This window comes from Hydrococcus rivularis NIES-593 (assembly GCF_001904635.1).
Taxonomy (GTDB): domain Bacteria; phylum Cyanobacteriota; class Cyanobacteriia; order Cyanobacteriales; family Microcystaceae; genus Hydrococcus; species Hydrococcus rivularis.
Genome location: NZ_MRCB01000002.1, coordinates 193,892 through 214,456, shown reverse-complemented (window position 1 = coordinate 214,456; position 20,565 = coordinate 193,892). Strand labels below are relative to the sequence as shown.

Sequence of the window (20,565 nt, the reverse complement as noted above, 5' to 3'; positions counted from 1 at the left end):
AAAAAGACTTCCTTCCTAAAACTATCTTAGTCGAGCTAGAGAACGCTTCGTTTTGAGCGTGCGATGGCGATAGCTCGCACGGCTGCCCGATGCCACGGACTTATCTTTTTTACTCAATGCCAATCCCGATAGTCCTCCGCTAATCATCGGATATATCGGCAGAAAATGACCATTAATCAGACAATTTACCATATATAAAACTAAAGAGACTCCCAAGGCTGCGGCGGGGGCGACTTTGGGATTAAACCAAGTTTTTACCGGATAGCCAAACCAGCCAAAACAGATAACTGGGACGAGCATCGAAGCGGTTAAACTCACCAAGCCGACCAGTCCGTTCACCCCAAAAGCAATAATCCATAAACTATCCGTAACGGATATATCTACCATGTCTCCTTCCCAGTTCTCCTCCAGAACCCGACTGCGACCCCATCCTCCCCAGCCGAAAACCATTTTTTCCATCGCCTTCGCTCTCAAAAGTTCTTCGTTATCAAATCTGAATTGCAAAGACTGAGCGCGTTCTGAGCTAAAGAGTTGGGATGCCAAAGAGACGATCCTGTCTCCATCAAAGCTTCCGCTAACTGCCAGATAGAGGTAAAAACAGATTCCCACAATCAAAAACAACAGTGGCAAGTTCGTGCGACCCCATTTAGCAACAAACAGCACCGTCATTCCGAACATAAGGAATAACAAAGCTCCTGACGATTTGAGCAAAACAAACGTCGCAATGAATGCAATTACCGCATAGTGTAATGGAATCTCCCAGATAGTCTTCGGCTGTTCGGCTTTCCACAACCAAATTGCTATCAAGGTTACTGTCATCATCCACAGAGCGACGACGAGTCCGTGCTCCATGAACACCATGGGCCTCCATCCCCCTTGGCGTATAGCTTGAGCAACTCCCGAACCATGAGCGTAGTAGCCATAGATCGTATTGTGGAGCTGGGGACTCATGCGAATTTCATACAGGCACAGCGGCACATAAAGGAGTCCGCCTTTAACGATGTTGATAGCCAACTCCTTCAATCCAGCCAAATTGCCCAAATAGAGACGACCGATGAAATAGGGCAATCCCCAAGCTGCCGAACGCCCCAGGGTTTCGTTAACGGCATCGTAAGCACCCAAACCATTTAACAGCGATGAAAAAGCCGGGCAAATACACCATAGTAGCATTGGCAAATCGACCCAGGCTGGCTTAAAGGTTCGTAAGCGCCCGAAATCAAACAAAAAAATTCCCAGCAAGATAGCATAGCAAGTTGCTAGCGCTCCCTGATAATCGGGAATGAGCGGCAATTTAAAACCGGCTTTTTGGGGTAAAAAGAGCAAGCCGCCGATAAAACTGACTATAATTGCCGTCCGAGGTGGAAAACGGACGAAAAAAAACAGAACGATCGGCAACCAAAGGATCATTACTAATTGGGCTTGAGGAGACATCGGCTTGCCCGGTAAAACAATAAACTAACTTTTAGTTTGACTTAAATCATTTATTATTGCTTAAGGATCGCTTGGCTTCAAGGATGATGGGAGGAACTAGCTTTTTCAGAAACGCTTTTACCGAGGAGGAAGAAGAAGATTTTTTGGTTAAATCTTCTTCTGGTCTGGCTTGAAATAAGGTTGAATGCTGCCCAGAGACTTCTTCGGCAGGTCGTCCGTTACTGTAATAATAGAGTGCCAAAGATTTTCTCGTTCTTCCTTCAGGACAATTTAACGGTTCGGGATGTCCGTGATAGGAAAAATCGGTTGTATTGAAGATGACGCAGCGATTAAAAACTGGCAGAATTTTTTTCTGGCATCCAATCATCTCGGGATCCCACAACTCTAAGTGTCCGCCATATTCCTCTTGCCAGTCTTTATTGAGATAGAGCAGGAGATTTAAGCGACGATCCAAAAGCAATCGCTCGTGGCGATTAAAGTCTGCATGGATCTTCAAGTAACCGCCTTTTTCAATTTGGTGAAGGCCTCCGCCAACAAAGTGGGGATCGGGAATAAGTCCTTCAATTCCCGTGAGTTTTTCCAAAAAACTGACAAAGGTTGAAGAATTCAATTGATACAGGAGCAAACGGGTAATTTCTCCCATTTGTAGCTCGGAAGTAGAGGCAAGTTTTTTTTCGGCAACGTTCTCAAATTTTTTCCACTGAATTGCCCCTGGTTTGGGAAACTCGTTAAGAATCCCGTTCAAAACGGTTTCAGGAAGAAATCGATCGATAATGACATGGGGAAAGGGCTGAGCTTGCGCGTAAACTTCCCGATATTTAGTGGCTAAATCATCTAAATAGTCTGGATTTAGACAGAACATCGAGGTAGATTGCATAAAATTCTCCGATTTTCTAGCGTTACTCAAATGTCCGAGTTTGCTGATGAACAGAGTGGTTCTGAAGATAATAGCGCGAAGACTGTTTATTTCTCGTAAAGATAAAAACAAGCAAAATTAAAGGTAGGGATTACACATGCCTATCCGTTCTACACTTTCGCTGACAAAAAGCTAATCGATCGATTAAATCTTAAAATGGCAACGGACGAAATACCAGCTAGCACTAAAATATCAACCGTGCGCGAAATAATCGGCATAACAACCAAGCATCCCTTTGCTGTAGCGACATGTTTGGCGATGACTTCTTTTCTGGTAATGGTAATATAAATCCCTACCAGTTAAAGATTGTGAACGTCGTATCAATTTTCGGAAAATCTAGCATCTCTCCCGAATTTTAGAGACGAAAAGCTACGATCGGATCGATCGCTCTGTGGGGAATGTAAAGGATATATGAACAGTTTTCGCTCTACAAACCTAGCACCCGGTCAAAAATTAAGCGGACGTTACCAAATTCTTTCTCAGCTAGGACAAGGAGGATTTGGTAGGACTCTCTTAGCGGAGGATTTATATTTACCCGGTCAACCCAAGTGCGTCGTCAAGCAGTTGCAACCTTCAGCAACCGACCCCGATTCGTTACAAGTTGCCAGACGTTTATTCGACACGGAAGCGCAAATTTTATATAAACTCGGCACCCATCCCCAAATTCCCCAGTTATTTGCTTATTTTGAAGAAAATCAAGAATTTTATCTGGTTCAGGAATATATTGAAGGAGAAAATCTCGATCGAGAATTACATTCCAAGCAGAGAATAAGCGAAGAGAGCGTCATCGATCTCTTATATGAAATTTTAGAAATTTTAGCTTTCGTTCACCAACAAAATGTTATCCATCGCGATGTCAATCCTTATAATCTTATCCGACGCAAAGAGGATGGAAAATTAGTTTTAATTGATTTTGGTGCGGTCAAGCAAATTACTACTCAAATGGTACAAGCGAGCGGAAAAAATTATACAGTTGCGATTGGAACTCCCGGCTATTTTCCTAGCGAGCAAGCGATGGGTTCTCCTAAATTGAGTAGCGATGTCTATGCAGTGGGAATTATTGGAATCCAAGCGCTGACAGGTTGCTCGCCCGAACAAATTCCTAGCAATTCCCAGACAGGAGAAATTAACTGGCACAGTTTAATTAAAGTTAATCCTGGATTGACTTATGTTTTAGATAGGATGGTTCGCTATGATTTTCGCGATCGCTATGCCTCGGCAACAGAAGCATTGGAAGCGGTTAGAAAATTGAGGATTTCTAATAGCAAAACCATTGGCGGGAAAACGATTGCTGTTTCTAGTAATAAAACTGTTGGAGGAAAAACACTGGTTGTTGGCAACAATAAATCTTTCTCTAATTTTCAAATTGACTTAACAAGAATAAGGGGATGGTTAGCCAAAGGAACGATTTCTATGGGAATTGTGGGAGTAGGGGCAGCCATCTTTGTTGGCATTAATCATTTTCTCGCTGCCAATAATGCCACAGATTTATATCGGCAAGGCAATATATTGTATGAACTGAAAGATTACGATCGCGCTTTAGCTGCCTATGAACAAGCTTTAAAAATTCGCCCAGAATATGGAGAAGCTTGGCAAGGAAAAGGCGATGTTTTTCAAGCTCAAAAACGCTATAAAGAATCTCTGATTGCTTACGAAAAAGCGATTCAAATTCAGCCCAATCGTTGGCAACCTCGCTTAGGTCGCGCTCAAGTACTCGATAAATTAGGAAAAAATCAAGAAGCGATTGAGACTTATAAAAAGGTTATTAAAATTAAAGATAATGTAGCAGAAGCTTGGCTGGGACTCGCTCAAGTCCAAATGGAGTTAAATCAATATTCAGAAGCGATAGAATCCTACGATCGCCTGCTAAAAATGCAACCCGAAAATTCATGGGCTTGGTATCAACAAGGTTGGGCGTGGCAAAATTTACGAGAGTATGAAAAAGCGATAAAATCCTACGATAAGGCAGTAGACATTAAGCCGGACTTATCATCGGCTTGGTATCAGAAAGGCAATGTGTTGATGAATTTAGAAGAATATGAAAAGGCGGTTGAGGCATATGCAAAAGCAGTACAGTTTCAACCCAAACTGCATCAAGCCTGGTACAGTCAAGGAATTGCTTTAAGTAAATTGGGACGCAACGAAGAGGCGATCGCAGCTTATTCTCAAGCCACTCAAGTTAAATCGAATTATGCTCAAGCTTGGTATCAAAAAGGCTGGATGTTACATCAACTCAAGCGTTATGAAGAAGCTATTTCAGCTTACGATACTGTCATTCGCTTGCGACCGAGCGATTACCAAGCATGGTATAACAAAGGCAATGTTTTATATAACTTAGGCAATTACGAAGGGGCGATCGCTGCCTACAAGCAAACCATTGCGATCGAAAAAGACTACTATCAAGCCTGGAATAGCCAAGGCAATGCCCTACTTCTACTCAAGCGATATGATGAGGCAATTCGTGCCTACGATCGCGCTTTGCGCTACCAACCCGATTATCGACAAGCGCAAGAAGGAAAAGCACAAGCTCAATCTTTATTGCGATCCGAACAGCAAAAACTTCAGGAGCAACAAGAGAACGAAAACAATGAAGAAAGAGAAAATGAGGGAATAGAAAATACTGAAAACTAAAACTTCAGAAATATAGTAAATTCTAGAATTGCTAAGGTATTTTGATTTTAAAAATCTTAAAAAACACGCCTAAAACTTTTTATTTTACCTTGGCAGTTGTCGAATGAATGCCTTTCAAATCGTCTAAGTTATTCATAAGATTTTGTAATTGAACCTCGGTAAAAGAATAAATATATTCTCTTTGGTATTGCAAGGCAATAGCTCCGTAACAGGCATAAAATTCTTCATTATTAGTGGGGTCTAAGTTTTTGATATGGCTTGCGAAGTAAAGGTAAATTCTTTGTTTGACCCACTCTAAAAAAACAGGATTTCTTGCAAGAACATCTTTGAAAGAAATATGATAACTTTCAATGGCATTGGTAAGAATTTTAATTGTATCATTGCAATGCGGCTTAACTAGAAGCGGTAAATCTTTTTCGATAAACTCCTCTAATGATTTTTCGGCATTGATCCCTTGCATTGCAGCCATTTTCCAACCCTTCGAGCAATCCATAATTTCCTTCTATAGCTAGTATGCCTACTAGATGTATAAAGACATCTAAGTAATATCTCGGAATTTTTTGTCCCTTGCTAGAAAACTTTACAGAAAGTACACAAACCAGGAGGGAAGTCCGCCAGTCACTTCAGTGGAGTCTTTCTTATGTCTTACGAAAAAGAAACCGGACTGTCGTGACAATTGCCTTTCCCGTGCAAATTTCTTTGGCTCTTTGAATGATTTGAGAGCGCTTATCTCCCAAACCTGCTTTCGGCAAGTCAGGATACATACTCATAAAATCGATGAAAAAATTGCGGTCAATTGGATCGCGATCGAGAATGACTCGTTCTAGTTTAAGGCGCGATCGCGTTGCTAATTCTCTCAACATTTCTCGACTATATGGCTTTTTTGATTTCGAGTTAGACCACTTAGGAATCTCTTCATTATATTCTTTGAGAACTTTTTCTAATACGGGTCGCCAATCGAGAGATTTTCCCTCTTGAGCGGTTTCTTCAAAGGCATGCCACCACAAATTGAAAATAAATATTCCTCCTGCTTCTAATACAGTCGATACAGATTTGAAAACCTTTTCTAGATCGACTAAATGCATAGCAGCATTACTTAAAATCGCATCCACCTTTAAGTCAAATTTATCTATCTCTGTCGCTTTAGCTTGATAGAAAATCGTTTTGGCAGGATCTAATTGCTGTTTTGCTAATGTCATCATTTGAGGAGCGGGTTCTACAAAATAAATTTTTGTTTTTGCCGAAGCACTCAGCAGCATTTTAGAAAGAAGTCCAGATCCGCCAGCGAGATCCATTACCGACTCGCAAGAAGTTGCATTGGCTAACTCGATGAGACGACTTGCCATGACAGAAAAAATTGAGTGTTTTTCGAGCAAGCGATCGTAAGCAAGGGCAAGAGAATCCCAAGTAGAAATAATTTGTTCGGCTTGCTTTTCTTGTGAATTATTCGCAGAATCTTTTGACATACAAGGAATAATAGAAAAGGAGATATAAAGAATAATTTTAGCGGAGCAATCGGCGTGGACTATCAGAAAGAGGGGAATTGCGTGATTTGTGGAACGGCGCGTTTTAGTGCTTTGAGCCAAGGGTTAGTTCGCTTGGAATGGTCAGCTGAAGGAAAATTTGAAAATCGCCCCACCGTTCAAGCGATCGCTCGATCCGAACCGATCCCTTTTCAGGAAATTTCCACCGATTCGGAAGGAATTTTACACCTGAAAACCGAACTGATTCATATTACCTATCAACCCAATTCTGTACCTTTTAGTGATGTTAATTTAAAGATTACTTGGCAGTGCGGCGATCGCTGCGGCACTTGGCATCCTTCGACCATTGATTTCCAGAACTTAGGCGGCACTTTTACCAGCCTCGATCTCATCCATCGCAATTGGCTTCCCAAGGGCGTTCATCCAGCTTCGGTGGGATTGAGCTATTCCCATGCCCAACAGTGGCTCTACACGCCTCTCAAATCGATTCATCGGCATCTGCGAGAGCGAGGAGAGACAACCCACTTTGAAGAGCCGCCCCTGTGGTATTTGGAGCGCTTTCGCCAGTCAGACTTAACTCCCCAAGACCAAGAACATCTCCAACAATGGCATCATTTCCCGCCCGGATTGCTCAGCCGCAGCGGATACAGCGTTCTCAACGACTCTGCCAGCGCTCCAATCGTTGATGGATGGATAAGCGATCGCGATCGCTTTAACAATCAAGATTGGTATTTTTTCGCCTACGGACTCGATTACAGTCGCGCTTTAGCGGATTTCGTGCAATTGTGCGGGCGAATTCCCATGCTGCCGCGCTGGGCATTTGGCATCTGGTTCTCTCTCTACGACGAGCTGAGCGAAGAAGATTATCGCCAACTGCTAAGGCAATTTGAAGAATTAAATCTTCCCCTAGACGTACTGATTCTCGATGTAGATTGGCATCTTTGGGGCTGGTGCGGTTGGGATTGGAATCAAGACTTGTTACCCAATCCCCGTCAGTTCCTGCAATGGGTGCATCAACTCGGACTGCACGTCGGCGCTAACGTTCATCTCGAAGGCTTGCCGCCATCCGACAGCCATTTCTCGGATCTCTGTCGATCGCGAGGACTCGATCCAGAAGCCGTTAAGGCAGGGCGCGTCTTTGCGATCGAAAATCCCACGGCTGACTGGATTTTTGAGCCATGGCATGTTGATGGCATCGGCTCTTACAAACCTACGGAAGACGAATTAGAGGAAGGCTGGCTTTTGTTCAATCTTGCTCGACAGTCAGAAGCTCGCCCGTTTATGGAGCAGCTTCATCGTCCGCGCGAGGAAGATGGCATCGATTTTTGGTGGATTGATGGCTCCAATGCCACCCATGCGGGCGTTAACGCTCAACTGTGGACGAACCACGTTTACTATACTCACCTAGAAAGTCAGCGCGATCGCCGCGCTTTAATCCTCTCTCGCACTGGCGGCATCGGTTCTCATCGCTATCCCATTCAGTTTTCTGCCGATACTTATTCCCACTGGGAAGTGCTTCAGTTTCTCGTCGAGTTTACCGCGCGATCGGGTAATGTAGGAGTGGCTTACTGGTCGCACGATTTAGGCGGATTTTTCAATCAGATTTTAGGCGTACCCTACATCGACCCAGAATTGTTCGTGCGCTGGGTACAATTTGGCTGCTGGACTCCGATAGTGCGATTGCATTCAGACCACGGGCGGCGAGAGCCTTGGGCTTACGGACGCAAGGTTCTCGAAGCTATCCGTCGAGCCTTTCACAACCACGTTCAATTCCTTCCTTACTTCTACCACCTCAGCTATATCGCCTACCAAAAAGGTCTTCCTTTGTGCCGCCCCCTCTACTTGAACTATCCAAAGGATGAAGAAGCTTACCAAGCACTAACGCAATATATGCTAGGGGATTTCATTCTAGTCGCGCCAGTGGTCGAATCTGGGGGTAATCGCTCTGTTTATCTTCCGGCAGGCAATTGGCGGGAGCGGGAAACGGAAACGCCCTATTCGGGTTGTCAACATTTAAATCTTTTTGTTCCCATCGATCGCGTGCCAGTCTTTGTTAAATCCGGGTCGATTCTGCCGCTTCAACCCGTTGCGCTTCGTGTTGGCAATGCGCCTCCTAATCTCCTGATTTTAGAGGTTTATGTAGGCGCGTCTGGAGAGTTAGATTTCTATGAAGACGATGGGGAAAGCTTAGACTACCGCAGTAAGGGAGGCAGCCAGCGCCTTTTTAGGTTAGACTCCGAGGGAGAGTATCATCGCTTGAGTTGCGATCGAGTTCGAGGCAGTTACAGAGAAATGTCTTCGGAACGAGACTTTCAGATTCGCTGGATCGGACTGAAAAAAGTCTATCGAGTTGAGGCTCAAGGCGTTGCGATCGCGTCTCGTCAATGGGTAGGAAATCGATTAGAAATGACTCTGAAAAATGTGCCTCAGGCGGCTAAATGGTCTGTCGTCATAACGACGTAGAGACTGTTTAGAGGTTGGACGCGTTGAAAGAAAATAAAGAGATTGGTAGGTGAGGAGATCGGGAGACAAGGACAAGGAAGAAGACAAACAACTAACTACCAATATCGTTTTTAGAAATTCCTGCTACAAATAATTCTTTTTCCGCCAAAATCTCCCAAATTTCTCGCTCTCCTATCTCTTTTTATCCCGATCGAGCAGATCAAGATTGCTCTGGAATAAACTTGAGTGCCACTCCATTCATACAATACCGCTGCCCAGTTGGTGCTGGACCGTCGTTAAACACGTGACCGAGGTGTCCGCCACAGCGACGGCAGTGAACCTCAGTTCTAACCATAAAAAGGGATCTATCTACCGAGGTAGCGATCGCATTTTCAAGAGGGGCATAGAAGCTAGGCCATCCAGTTCCGCTATCGTACTTGGTTTCGGATGAAAATAAAGGCAATCCGCACCCAGCACAGACGTATGTCCCCGGCGCATATTGTTTGTCGAGAGGGCTAGTACCAGCGCGTTCGGTTCCGTGTTTGCGCAACACTTGAAACTGTTCTGGGGTTAGAATTTCGCGCCATTGTGCTTCTGTTTTAGTAATCTCGAATTCATTGTTTTTTGAAGCTGCCATAAGACTCGATCTCCAAGGTAGATAACGCCATAACCAGGCAGCACCGACGATTGCAGCGCTAGCCTGGAAAAAATTCCGTCTCTTCATAAATTAACATTAATTAACATTAATGAAGTGCAAGCAGGCTCCTCCGTCTCACGGCGGTGTACCGTTGACTCGACTAACCCACCATTGCTACCGTAAGGGCAACCTCCTGACCATAAGAGAGTTCGAGCGTATGTCCGTCGGGATCGCTCAAGAAAGCCCAATATCCAACCGGATACCCCGAATCGCACGGTCCTTCTAATAGGATACCTTCGGCTCTTGCCTGGCTGCAAAGGCGATCGACCTCTTCTCGACTCCGGCAACCTACTCCTAAATGGGCGATCGGAGATAGGATGGGATCTACCTTTGGCATTTGGATGAGAACGACAACAAAAGGTCTTGTCCGATCTGAAATCCAGACGACTTCAGTCGATGTTGTGTCGGTTCGATCGATACGACGGTGGACAACACTCATGCCAGCATACTTTGAGTAGAAAGCGAGGCTGCGTTCTACATTACTTACAGACAAAGCGATGTGGGTTAGTCCAATATCGGTCATCGGTGAAAGTCAAAACTTCAGCGCTGGCTTAGCTGAAGTTAGTTATGATGCAAAATCTATCTTTTTCCATCATAGCAACTAGCTTTTTAGTGAAACGAAGCGCGATCGCGCCTCCTATTTCAGGAATATTTTAACGGGAGATAATTCTTTAGTGAGTATTGATTGATTCCGAATACAGGTTATTGAGATCCAATGCGTTCGCCCAAGGCGCTAGATAATCGCTTGAGAGCGGGCGAAGTATCTTGGGGGTCTAAATGTACGTCGAGAATGCAAAAACTCTCACAATGAGCCTGACTTTGCATCAGTGCGGCTTCCAATTCATCTTCGGTATTAACTTCAAACCCCAAACCCGCACCCAGTAATTCTGTAACGCGGCTATATCGCCAATTTAATATATCATTAAAAGCACCATCGCGCATCGGACGCTCGGTTGCGTAACCTTTATTGTTGAGAACGATAACGATTGGATTGAGACCGTAACGAACCACGGTAGACAACTCTATACCCGTCATTTGGAACGCACCGTCTCCTACCAAAACTAAAGGACGAAGGTTGGGATTGGCAAATTGAGCGCCGATGCTAGCAGGAACGGCAAATCCCACTGAAGCATAATAAGCTGGCGAGACAAACCGAGATTTGTCATGGATAAACAATTCTAAGCCAGCAAATAAAGCATCGCCCACATCTGCGATCGCGATCGTATTTTTATCGATAAATGAGTTTAATCGCCCAAACAAGCGATCGATGGTTATCTGTTGACCAGTAATCGGAGAAAAGTTGGCAGGAATTTTGAGAGGATTTGTCGCTATAGATTCTCGACGACGAATGTCGGCTGCCAGTAAACCTCGGACAAAATCTTGCAGGCGAATTTCTTCGTAGTTGTGCCAACGAATCGAAGTTTTTTCGCTAGTAACGTAGATAGAATGTTTCGGATTGAGATCGGCAGTAAAGATTCCCAAATTGATATCCGATAGAAACGTCCCCAGCATAATTAAGCAATCGCTAGACTCGACATATTCGCGAGTGTATTCCTGTCCCATCGCCCCTTGGTACAAACCGATATAGTTGGGATGTAACTCGCTAATGACCGATTTGCCGAGCAGGGTTTGTGCGATGGGCATATTTGTTTTTTCTACCAATTGCAGCAGTTCTTCCTGAAGTCCAAACCGATTCATTTCGACGCCAGCAAGAATTACGGGTTGCCGAGCATGATTTATTAATGTCACTGCCTCATTGAGGGCTTCGTTGAGAACCTCGGCATTGCTTGCTTCTGGCTGTTTGACGGCTTGGTAGTTAGGATTTCCAGTCACGAATACCATATCGCGAGGCAATTCGATATAGACTGGGCGTTTGTATTTCAAAGCCGCAGCAATTACGCGATCGATCTCCTGGAAAGCGATGTTAGGATTATCTAAAACGGTAGAAGCGATAGTGAGTTCTTGAAAAACTTTGTATTGCGTATCGAACTCGCGCACCTTGTGGTGCAACAGGGGATTTCTAATCCGTTCGTTCTTTCCAGGTGCTCCGCTAATGACAACAACCGGAGATTTCTCGGCAAAAGCTTGAGCAGTCGTATTGGTGACTTTCAATCCTCCCACGCAATAGGTAATGCAAACCACTCCCAATCCCCGCAAGCGAGCATAGGCATCGGCGGCAAACCCCGCTCCTTGCTCGTCGCAGGTGTTGATAAACTCGATCGCACTCTCTTCGAGCAGTTTGTCAAACCCCAAGACGAAATCGCCGGGAACTCCAAAAGCGTGACGAACGCCGCATTCAAGAAGTTTTTCGATTAAATAATTGCCAATGCTAATTGAAGGGTTCATATCGCATTTCATTTCGCTGTTGTATTTATTGTGAAAGTTTTTACTGGAAATGCAAATTCGATCGCCGAGCAAGTCTATTTGCGATCGCAAACGCGAACCAGGTAACTTTTCATCAGCGAGTCAAACCCGAAATAGCTAGATTTTACCGATCTTCTTTATAATTAAAATCGCGGCTAGAAGCTGAGACAAAAATCGCGATAATAGATGTATCGAAAATTACTTTCCTTCGGAATCGGCGTTAGCTTAGGATTAGCTTCGACAGGAATGCAAGCAAGTGTGGCGCTGCCGCCGCCAGAGGATATTCCAGAGGAAGTATTGCGCACGGAGATAATTATCGAAGCGCGATCGCCTCTTGACGGTCAACCTTTATCGGCTACTGAATATGCCCAATTAGAGGCACAAATAGCCAAAAGTTCCTATCCTCCTCAACTCAGCTCGCAAATACAGCAGTTAATCTTTCTGCTCAACATCCGCAAGTTTTTTACAATCCTCTTTCCCTTTTGAAAAAATCAAGTTGACACAAAACGCCTAGTGTCATTTACAATTTGTAGAAAAAATTAACAATTAAAGACGAAGACAAAGTCAAACCGCTTTTAAACTCCCGTTTGTAAAGAAGAGATTAGTAGTTTAATGTCAACAACGATTTCCCCCGAACAGGTCAGTCAAATAGTCAACAACCTGCATCACGATCCTTTTGAAATATTGGGATGCCATCCCTTAGAGAACAATAACGGTAAAACGAAACAATGGGTAGTGAGAGCTTATTTACCCAAAGCGCAAGCAGCATGGGTTATTTGTCCGATAGAACGCCAAGAATATCCCATGCAAGCCGTGCATCATCCTCACTTCTTTGAATGCGCGATCGAACTCCCAGAACTAAAAAACTATCAGTTGCGGATTCAAGAAGGAGAACGCGAACGGGTAATTTACGACCCCTATGCTTTTCATTCGCCGAAATTGACCGATTACGACCTACACTTGTTCGCGGAAGGAAATCACCATCGCATTTACGAAAAATTAGGTGCTCATTTGACCGAAATCGATGGAGTCAAAGGCGTTTATTTTGCTCTCTGGGCGCCCAACGCTCGCAACGTGTCCGTCTTAGGCGACTTCAACAACTGGGATGGCAGGCTTCACCAAATGCGAAAACACAATAACAGTGTTTGGGAACTGTTTATTCCTGGAATTGGTGCTGGTGCGAATTATAAATACGAAGTCAAAAACTGGGAGGGACATATCTACGAAAAATCCGATCCCTACGGTTTCCAGCAAGAAGTCAGACCGAAAACTGCTTCTATCGTCACTGATTTGAGCACCTACCAATGGAACGACGACGAGTGGATGGAAAAACGCCGCCATAGCGATCCCCTCACCCAACCCATTTCCGTCTATGAAGTCCATTTAGGATCCTGGATGCACGCTTGTGCTAGCGAAAAACCCCACTTGCTTCGTGGAAAGGGAGAACCCGTACCAGTATCGGAATGGAACACGGAAGCGCGGTTCCTCACTTACTACGAACTAGCCCACAAGCTGATTCCCTATGTCAAAGAGATGGGATATACCCATATAGAATTATTGCCGATCGCCGAGCATCCTTTCGACGGTTCCTGGGGCTATCAAGTAACTGGGTATTATGCTCCTACCTCCCGTTACGGCAATCCGGAAGACTTTATGTATTTCGTCGATAAGTGCCATGAAAACGGTATTGGGGTGATTGTAGACTGGGTACCCGGACACTTTCCTAAAGACGGACACGGCTTAGCATTCTTTGACGGCACTCACCTTTACGAACACGCCGATCCTCGCAAAGGAGAACATAAAGAATGGGGAACTTTAGTCTTTAACTATGGTCGCAACGAAGTTCGCAACTTCCTAGTTGCCAACGCTCTTTTCTGGTTTGACAAATATCACATCGACGGCATTCGAGTTGATGCAGTTGCTTCCATGCTCTATCTCGATTATTGCCGTAAAGACGGAGAATGGCTTCCCAACGAATATGGGGGTAGAGAAAATCTCGAAGCTGTCGAATTCCTGCGTCAGGTAAATACCGTTCTCTTTCAATACTTCCCAGGCATACTTTCCATCGCAGAAGAGTCAACTGCATGGGCAATGGTGTCTTGGCCTGCCTACATGGGGGGATTGGGTTTCAATCTTAAGTGGAACATGGGCTGGATGCACGATATGCTCGATTACTTCAGCATGGATCCCTGGTTCCGCCAGTTCCATCAGAACAATATCACCTTCAGCATGTGGTATCACCACAGCGAAAATTTCATGCTGGCGTTGTCCCACGATGAAATCGTCCACGGCAAAAGTAATATGATAGGCAAAATGCCGGGAGACGAATGGCAAAAATATGCTAACGTTCGTTGTTTGTTTGCCTATATGTTCGCCCACCCCGGCAAAAAGACCATGTTCATGAGCATGGAATTCGGTCAGTGGAGCGAGTGGAATGTTTGGGGCGATCTCGAATGGAATCTTTTGCAATACGAACCCCATCAAAAGCTGAAACAGTTTTTTGCCGACCTCAATGCCCTGTACAAGAGCGAACCCGCGCTCTACACTCGCGATTTCGAACAAGAAGGGTTTCAGTGGATCGATTGTAGCGACAATCGCCATAGCGTTGTTTCCTTTATTCGTCGCGCCAAAAATCCGACCGAGTTTGTCGTGACGGTTTGTAATTTTACGCCACAACCCCACAGTCACTACCGCATTGGCGTTCCCGAACCGGGATTCTACACCGAACTATTTAATAGCGATGCTCGCAAGTACGGCGGGAGCAATATGGGCAATCTAGGCGGTAAATGGACGGATGAATGGGCGTTTCATAATTTTCCCTATTCTCTGGATTTGTGTTTGCCGCCTTTAGCGGTTTTGGTGCTCAAGCTAGATCGCGCTAAGACAGCAGAGGCGATGAAGCAAGTTCGAGGCGAGTAGTTAGAGCGATAGGACTTAGGCACTTATACCATTTTTCATTCATTAATGACACAGATAGTCGATCGCAAAAACATGAAAATTGGTATTACTTGTCATGCCAGAATTCCACTAAAGATACGGAATCCGTAGTCGTTGCCCGGTAATATCAAATCCGTTGGATTATCCATAACCTAGTACGAATTGGAAGCTCGCGACTTTTGTTGGTCGCACTCCTTTTTTGTGGTTGTCTAACCGGATTTAATATAACTATGAAAGCGGTAGCTTTCCCAACTTTTTCTGAGATTTAGAGACGTTTTGCTGGCTATTGGCGCTTTTTTGCATATGACACTTTGAGCAACTCCCGCTAGGGTTGGAATAACCAAACCTTGCATGATAAATTTCCTCGATCTCTATCATTGGTTATGCAATTCCAAAGAAAAAAGGGAAAACTAAGAGCAGGGCGATCGCGTATCGAGTGACTAATTGTTTACAGTTCGATTTTTCTGACGAGCGATCGACTCTTCTTTGCCATGCCAAGGTTTTCTCATAGTTAAAGAGTTGTGACGATGCAAGAAAATCCTATTGTCGCTCGTTTTATTGGTAAACCAAAAATTAAAATATTTTCTCAGGAAGCGAAGCGCAAGCCAAAAACCTATAATTACACGAAATATGTTTGGGGAGAAGACTATATTTTTGAATCCATCGATGGAGAAAATGAGGGCTATATGACAGGATCTGGGAAAGGAATCGAACGTGACGACGAGTTGATTTTGTCGAATGGAACCGATTCTTTTCGCTATCGGGTTGAGAAAATTGATTACTACTCGAATCCACCGGATATGTGGATAGCTCAACTCAAAAAAGTTATGGATAATTGATGGGCAAATTCCCCCTCCCCTGCATTTCAAGCCAAGACGCGATCGGGTATTATGAACGAGTCTGGGGTAGTATGGGGAAAGTCCAGTGCGATCCTGGCGCTGTGCCGCAACTGTGATTAGAAATTGAATAAAACTGCGTTTTTTTGATTTCTATAAGCCAGAATGCCCATCTGCTCCTTTGTCCACTCTACTTCCTGCGTCGCACGGGAAAAGGATTAAATTTGTTAGAAACTTCTCATTCATCAACGGCACAGATTGACTCAGATACTTTTTCTCTTCAATTACCAGCCTTACCGATCGCTCGTCCATTACTCGCGATCGGTCACGGGACGAGAGATCCGCAAGGAAGACAAGCATTTCTGGATTTTGTGGCAGCTTATCAAAATTTAGATCCCTCGCGTCCTGTAGTACCCTGTTTCTTAGAGCTGACCGAACCAACAATTCAACAAGGAGTCGATCTTTGTATAGAGAAGGGATTTACAGAACTTTCAGCCCTTCCGATTCTCTTATTTGCAGCGCGTCACAATAAGTTTGACGTTACCAATGAATTAGATCGGGCACGACAGCGCCATCCCCAACTTAAGTTTTACTACGGTCGTCATTTTGGCATTACTCCCAATATTTTAGAACTGTGGCGAAAGCGTTTAGCGCTCCTAGACGAACCAGAACGCAACCCTAGAAATATTCCTCGTTCGGAAACGGTTTTGCTGTTTGTAGGACGAGGTTCTAGCGATCCCGATGCCAACGGGGATGTTTATAAAATGGCGCGAGTTCTCTGGGAAGGCAGCGGCTATCAAACGGTAGAAACATGTTTTATCGGGATTACCCATCCCCGCTTAGAAGAGGGTTTTCGCCGCGCTCGCCTATACCAGCCGAAGCGAATTATCGTGCTACCCTATTTTTTGTTTACTGGGGCATTGGTAAAAAAGATTTTTGATATTGCCAACCAACAGCAAGAAAAATATCCCGACATTGCGATCGCGTGCTTGCCAGAAATGGGAATTCAGCCCCAACTGCTGCGACTACTCAGAGAACGAGAAATTGAAACCCAACTGGGACAAGTGCAAATGAACTGCGAAATGTGTAAGTTTCGCCTAGCAGCGCTCAACCACAGCCATAGTCACGGACACGACCACCATCACCATCATCACCACCATGATAGCCCTGCTCCCGATCCCTATGCCAATCTAGAACAATATCACAACAAAATTTGGCAAGCTCCTTAGTTCGGTTATTAGTACGGGCGGGTTTAATGATCGGCGCGATCGAGTTCTTTGCGTAGCAATAATCTCAACCCGCCCGTACAGTAATTAATATAAGAACAAATGACCAATGACTAAGAACTCATGACAGAGAAAGACATTACTGTTGGCAGTAAAGTTCGATTGATTGCTCGACCGCCTTATCTAAAGACGGCAGAACCGATGCCGATGCTACGTCCCTCCGATATCTTGGAAATCGGAGAAGAAGGCACTGTTATAGATCGTCGTCCGGGAGGCTATTGGGGCGTTCGTTTTGCGCGAGGAGCTTTCTTGATGGAGAATCAGTATATCGAGGTTGTATCGGACGATGCCACTCCGCCGAGTTCATCGGGAGAAAATAGAAAAGACTTTTAATTTGCCCGTGCTTTTTTCTCCCAATCCGATGCTCCTAGAGCCATCTTTTTAATTCGATCTTTGTACTGGACGGGAGCCAAAGCAACTGCTCTGTCAAAGATCGGTTCGGCTTCTGCGTTCTTGCCTTGTTTTTGTAAGATTAACGCCTTAGCTAACAAGGGACGGAAGTCTTCCCCATTTGATTTTATTGCTTGCTCGTAAACAGCAAGTGCCTCAGAATAGCGCTCCTGCTCAATATAGATTTCTCCCAATAGTAACTGAAGCGAAGTAACATTAACAGCTTCGACAGAATCAGTTTTAGCTGCTTTATCTTTAATTGCCTCAACTAGAGTTTTTTGTACCAGAGAAACGGCTTCCCCTCCGCGATTTTGTGCCAGCAAGAGTTCGGTCATTCCTTTTAAAGCCTGGATGTCTGTAGGCTGAGAGGCTAAAATAGTGCGATAAGCAGCAATGGCTCCTTCATAATCGCCGACCTGCTGTTTTGCCTGAGCGAGCAAGATCGTGTAATCTGTCTGTTGAGGATTGAGCTGAGCTAATTTTTCTATCGGCTCGATCGCTTTTTTGAGATCGCCTTGTTGAAGTCTCACTTCCAGGAGTCCTTCTAGTGCATTTTGATTGTCTGGCTCGCGTTCCAATACCAACTGATAGCCTAAAGCCCTCGTTTCTAAGGCTTTTTCGGCTTGAGTGGATTCTGAAGACGAACCATTCAAAACACGCGCTTCTTGAGCGATGCTGCTGACAAGAGGCAGGATTGAAAACGAAATTAAAGCTAGTAACATCAAGATGACGCCGATGTATACCCAGCGAGTTCGCTTTGGTTGAGAAATTTTCATGTTTTTTGAGCTTATCTTGAAAATAGGAGTTAGTTTAGTGAAATTTGCTGATTTATCTTTTTCATTGCTCGTTATTGAGTACAATGAGCAGACAGCCATCTATTCTGGTTTGGGGCTATAGCGATTCTAAGATAATCGATCTTATAGTTAAGCCTAAAATGTTGTAATCAAGCGTTAGATTATTCATCTGAGTTATTGTAACTCGTTTCATTTGTTCCGCTTGTTCCCGTCCGTCTTTTACTTTGTTCGTCAGAGTGTGTGTCTCCGCCGCTAGGAGTGTGATATGAATTCCTCCGAGAATCGATCCTCCGAATCTTTCCGTCCTTCTGGCAAGCCGTCGCCAGAAGCTTCTAAGCTATCCGAACGTCCCCTCTATCCATCATCGAAACCAACTTCTGTTCCTGCCAGCGAAGATCCTTCACCGACAGAGCGGCAAGAACCCATTCCTCCTCCCAGTCATCCCAGACAATATCGAGCTATCGGTTTGATTCGAGGTCAGTATCGACGCTCGGAAGAACAAATGACCAGGGGAACCCTGGTAACGTTAGATGGTACCGAGATAGAAGCTGTATTGCTAGGGCGCGTTATCAGTTTGGTGAAAAATCATCTGGATCTCGAACAACCTCATCTGTGGGTTGTCTATCCGCGCACCCGACAAAAAGACAATCATCTACACATTCAAATCGTTGGCGTTTGGGAGCCAGAAACGCTTAGTAAAGATCGCTCTCCAATCTCGGAGCAATCTTCAGAAGAAATTTCTGCTAAGACCGAGAGTGGTTATTTTTCAGTTCGCGGCGAGGTGGTTTATTACTCTCAAGAAAAAGAAACAATTATCGTCAAGATTCGCCAGTCTCCTAAGCGAGAATCTGAAAAACCTAAATTTTTTAAATTAAAACTCCAAGGAACTCTCGGCGAACGAGCGGTAGGGCACTTTTGGGATTTCCAAGCCCGGTTGCAAGCCGATACCTTAATGGTTCGAGAGGCTGAAGATTTAGGTCAACTGTTTCGCAAGAAAAAACCTTTTTCTAGAAAGCCGAGGAGATCTCGCTCCGACCGTCCCGAACGCCCGGACAAACGAAAATTTTCTTCAGGGGATCGCGAAATTCCTAGAGGAAGAACACCTGAAGGAGATAAGCCTTCAGTCGGTCGCCCTTTTCTTCCTAAGCCAACTCAGAAAAAAGATAATTAGATGTGTTATGCTGGAATTGACTCGGACTCATGCGATTACAACGCCCAAACCTTGTCAGGACCGGAAGGTAGCAGCAATACGGGATGCTTGTAATAGGCGTGAACTCCGGGTCTTTTTGTTACTGGGCAGATTAAATTTTAAGAGAATATCTATAAATCTATAAAAAAATATAAAAAAAGATAAAGAAAGTGTCGATCGCTCTACTACCTAGTGCAATGGCTATGTCAAATTCTCTAGATCGAGCACCTGAAACCCTGCATTTTTACTTTAATCGCAATTGTCCTTACGCTCAGCGCAGTTGGATTGCTTTAATCGAGTTGGGGATCGCATACGACCCCATCGAGATCGAATTGGGTAAGGACAATAAAACTGACTGGTTTCGCGCCCTTAACCCCAATGGTACCGTTCCGACTATCAAACACGGCGAAACCGTTGTCTACGAATCATTGGTAGTTAACGAATATTTGTGTGAAGTTTTTGGCGGCGATTTAATGCCATCGACCCCCGCCAATCGCGCCAGAGCGAGAATATTAATGTCTCGTTGCGATGCAAAGTTTGTCAAGTTGGGCTACAGCTATCTTTCCCACCAACGAGGGGAAGATGAGGCTAAAGATGACCAATTGCGATCGCAGCTTGAAGAGGAGCTGCATTTTTTAGATAATGCGATCGGCAACTGGGGAGGTTCCTACTTTTTGGGAGACGCACTGACGCTAGCAGATATCGCTTTTATTCCCTTTTTCCAGCGCATGAATGTTGCTTTGGCTAGCTTTAAGAATTTTAAACTCGAAAACCTCAACTTACCCCATCTTCATGCCTGGCTAGAAGCTATATCCCATCGAGATAGCTGTAGCCAAACCCAGATGTCTGCCCAGCAAATCGAGGAAGTGTATGCTCGTTTTCTGAATCTGGATTATTTCAAAAGAGTTGGAGTGGCTAGTTAATTTTTTAACATGTAATAAGAAATCCCAGTAAGTTTTGATTTTTGAGTTGACTTGAAAATCTTTTTAACATAGTTTTGGGTTAGGGATTCTCTTGATGGCAATAGATTTTGTAGGGACTAAGCTTTGCTCAGTCCCGATCTGCGGTTGATTAATTTTAGATTTCTGGCGATTTCTTTTTTGCCAAAATAAAAAGGTTTTGTTATGATTATTTAAATATTAGATAAAGCTTTAATGATCTTGATGAA

At 44.4% G+C, this 20,565-nt stretch carries 17 protein-coding genes and 1 other RNA gene; 10 read left to right on the top strand and 8 right to left on the bottom strand.

All coding sequences use genetic code 11. The features are described 5' to 3' along the window. Positions 1 to 21: 21 nt before the first annotated feature. Both NIES593_RS03340 and NIES593_RS03335 read right to left on the bottom strand, forming a co-directional pair. Entirely contained in the window at positions 22 to 1,431 is a 1,410-nt protein-coding gene (locus NIES593_RS03340; RefSeq protein ID WP_073598229.1) for a hypothetical protein, read from the bottom strand. Between the two features lie 46 nt (positions 1,432 to 1,477). Continuing rightward, positions 1,478 to 2,308, bottom strand: coding sequence for a 2OG-Fe(II) oxygenase (locus NIES593_RS03335; RefSeq protein ID WP_175561019.1), 831 nt, complete (start codon positions 2,306 to 2,308; stop codon positions 1,478 to 1,480). A gap of 450 nt (positions 2,309 to 2,758) precedes the next feature. Between NIES593_RS03335 and NIES593_RS03330 the strand changes: the two genes are divergently transcribed. Continuing rightward, positions 2,759 to 4,978 carry a serine/threonine-protein kinase gene (locus NIES593_RS03330; RefSeq protein ID WP_073598228.1) on the top strand — a complete coding sequence of 740 codons (2,220 nt, stop codon included), beginning with the start codon at positions 2,759 to 2,761 and terminating at the stop codon, positions 4,976 to 4,978. Between the two features lie 79 nt (positions 4,979 to 5,057). Here NIES593_RS03330 and NIES593_RS03325 read toward each other — a convergent pair whose 3' ends face one another. Together NIES593_RS03325 and NIES593_RS03320 are read right to left on the bottom strand one after the other, a co-directional pair. Beyond that, the gene (locus NIES593_RS03325) at positions 5,058 to 5,447 is read right to left on the bottom strand and encodes a hypothetical protein (protein ID WP_139253611.1); all 390 of its coding nucleotides are present in this window, start codon (positions 5,445 to 5,447) and stop codon (positions 5,058 to 5,060) included. A 169-nt stretch (positions 5,448 to 5,616) separates the two neighbouring features. Then, entirely contained in the window at positions 5,617 to 6,444 is an 828-nt protein-coding gene (locus tag NIES593_RS03320; protein ID WP_073598226.1) for a class I SAM-dependent DNA methyltransferase, read from the bottom strand. A gap of 54 nt (positions 6,445 to 6,498) precedes the next feature. On the opposite strand from NIES593_RS03320, the gene NIES593_RS03315 reads away from it, so the two are divergent. Next, positions 6,499 to 8,925, top strand: coding sequence for a glycoside hydrolase family 31 protein (locus NIES593_RS03315; protein WP_073598225.1), 2,427 nt, complete (start codon positions 6,499 to 6,501; stop codon positions 8,923 to 8,925). A gap of 199 nt (positions 8,926 to 9,124) precedes the next feature. On the opposite strand, the gene msrB is transcribed toward NIES593_RS03315, so the two are convergent. The 3 genes from msrB to NIES593_RS03300 form a co-directional block, all read right to left on the bottom strand. After that, positions 9,125 to 9,628, bottom strand: a complete 504-nt coding sequence (gene msrB, locus NIES593_RS03310) for a peptide-methionine (R)-S-oxide reductase MsrB (protein ID WP_073598224.1) — start codon at positions 9,626 to 9,628, stop codon at positions 9,125 to 9,127. A 73-nt stretch (positions 9,629 to 9,701) separates the two neighbouring features. After that, on the bottom strand, positions 9,702 to 10,124 hold the full coding sequence (locus tag NIES593_RS03305; RefSeq protein WP_073598223.1) for a VOC family protein: 423 nt from the start codon (positions 10,122 to 10,124) through the stop codon (positions 9,702 to 9,704). A gap of 179 nt (positions 10,125 to 10,303) precedes the next feature. Then, positions 10,304 to 11,947: an alpha-keto acid decarboxylase family protein gene (locus NIES593_RS03300; RefSeq protein ID WP_073598346.1), complete on the bottom strand. Its 1,644-nt coding sequence runs from the start codon at positions 11,945 to 11,947 to the stop codon at positions 10,304 to 10,306. 204 nt (positions 11,948 to 12,151) lie between these two features. Here NIES593_RS03300 and NIES593_RS03295 point away from each other — a divergent pair, with 204 nt between their 5' ends. The 5 genes from NIES593_RS03295 to sipA all read left to right on the top strand — a co-directional run bounded on the left by NIES593_RS03295 (position 12,152) and on the right by sipA (position 17,357). Further along, positions 12,152 to 12,451, top strand: coding sequence for a hypothetical protein (locus NIES593_RS03295; RefSeq protein ID WP_073598222.1), 300 nt, complete (start codon positions 12,152 to 12,154; stop codon positions 12,449 to 12,451). A 126-nt stretch (positions 12,452 to 12,577) separates the two neighbouring features. Then, the gene (gene glgB, locus NIES593_RS03290; RefSeq protein WP_073598221.1) at positions 12,578 to 14,884 is read left to right on the top strand and encodes a 1,4-alpha-glucan branching enzyme; all 2,307 of its coding nucleotides are present in this window, start codon (positions 12,578 to 12,580) and stop codon (positions 14,882 to 14,884) included. A gap of 545 nt (positions 14,885 to 15,429) precedes the next feature. After that, entirely contained in the window at positions 15,430 to 15,741 is a 312-nt protein-coding gene (locus NIES593_RS03285; RefSeq protein WP_073598220.1) for a hypothetical protein, read from the top strand. Positions 15,742 to 15,962: 221 nt separating this feature from the next. Then, entirely contained in the window at positions 15,963 to 16,967 is a 1,005-nt protein-coding gene (locus NIES593_RS03280) for a sirohydrochlorin chelatase (RefSeq protein WP_073598345.1), read from the top strand. A gap of 120 nt (positions 16,968 to 17,087) precedes the next feature. Continuing rightward, on the top strand, positions 17,088 to 17,357 hold the full coding sequence (gene sipA, locus NIES593_RS03275; protein WP_073598219.1) for a regulatory protein SipA: 270 nt from the start codon (positions 17,088 to 17,090) through the stop codon (positions 17,355 to 17,357). Here sipA and NIES593_RS03270 read toward each other — a convergent pair. Then, on the bottom strand, positions 17,354 to 18,190 hold the full coding sequence (locus NIES593_RS03270; RefSeq protein ID WP_073598218.1) for a tetratricopeptide repeat protein: 837 nt from the start codon (positions 18,188 to 18,190) through the stop codon (positions 17,354 to 17,356). The two genes, sipA and NIES593_RS03270, sit on opposite strands and share 4 nt — an antisense overlap. A gap of 283 nt (positions 18,191 to 18,473) precedes the next feature. Here NIES593_RS03270 and NIES593_RS03265 point away from each other — a divergent pair, with 283 nt between their 5' ends. The 3 genes from NIES593_RS03265 (at position 18,474) to NIES593_RS03255 (ending at position 20,320) form a co-directional block, all read left to right on the top strand. Further along, complete coding sequence (locus NIES593_RS03265; protein WP_073598217.1) at positions 18,474 to 19,379, top strand: hypothetical protein; 906 nt, start codon at positions 18,474 to 18,476, stop codon at positions 19,377 to 19,379. 18 nt (positions 19,380 to 19,397) lie between these two features. Then, an RNA gene (ffs, locus tag NIES593_RS03260) (signal recognition particle sRNA small type) lies at positions 19,398 to 19,494 on the top strand. 106 nt (positions 19,495 to 19,600) lie between these two features. Continuing rightward, the gene (locus NIES593_RS03255) at positions 19,601 to 20,320 is read left to right on the top strand and encodes a glutathione S-transferase family protein (protein ID WP_245817254.1); all 720 of its coding nucleotides are present in this window, start codon (positions 19,601 to 19,603) and stop codon (positions 20,318 to 20,320) included. Positions 20,321 to 20,565 lie beyond the last annotated feature (245 nt).